Below are 925 nucleotides of genomic sequence, written 5' to 3' on the forward strand. Positions count from 1 at the left end.
AGAGTGTCTGCATCTCATCTTCGTTGGCATTGTTTATAGCAGCAAAATCAACTAGTACTGTGGTTGGAGCATCAAGCTGTGTATGCGCCAGCAAGCGGCTGACATCCATACTAAATCCTGTGGCTTCACGTGGCTGGCTGGCGGACAGATGGCCACCGCTTTGCATACCATCAAAACGCCCGCCGCGTACCAGCGGCTGCGTTTCACTATTAATATAACCGTTGAACACGATACCTGTATGATAGTGGTAACCTGATAACTCTGTCACATCGATACTGACTGGGCACTGCCAGTGATTTTCTAAATAAGATTTGAGGCGTTGTAACTCATCGACAGCGGCCGCGATTTGATCGTCTTGCTGAGCTGCGTCTGACAATTTAGATAATAAGTTTGCAATGTCATGACCAAAGCGTGCCAACACATAAAAATCATCGCCCATCGGCAAGTCTCGGCAGACGCGCTTTAGTTCTGGTAGGTTTTTATTGGCGTACAAGTACATCAATTGCTCAGTGGCGCTGTCTGGCAACTCAGCCAATTCGGCTAAACGCTTAAATATCGCCACATGACCCAAATCGATATGGATCGCTGCACTTATATTGAGTTTATTGACCATGGTAAACAACACATCGATCAACTCAATATCTGCTGCCAGTGATGCACAGCCAAATATCTCAGCGCCTAACTGCAAGGGCGTACGTGAACCAAACAGTCCTGATGGCAGGGTATGAATCACATCACCGACATAGCAATAACGAGCAATCCCCGTACCGCCATGATGCGCATCAATACGCAAGATCTGCGGAGTAATATCAGCACGCACGCCCATTAGACGGCCCGTCAACTGATCGATAATCTTAAAGGTTTGACGTTTCAGATCTTCTGATGCATCACTCAGCAAAGATTCAGTAAACTCAATCATCGGCGG

General features: G+C 47.1%; 1 protein-coding gene. It reads right to left on the reverse strand.

Annotated elements, in window-relative coordinates; genetic code table 11:
- Window positions 1–925, reverse strand: a 925-nt coding sequence (locus B3V51_RS08440; protein ID WP_286708239.1) for an ATP phosphoribosyltransferase regulatory subunit, incomplete at both ends; no start/stop codon positions are given.

It is taken from the genome of Psychrobacter sp. UBA2514 (assembly GCF_002341255.1).
Lineage (GTDB): Bacteria > Pseudomonadota > Gammaproteobacteria > Pseudomonadales > Moraxellaceae > Psychrobacter > Psychrobacter pacificensis.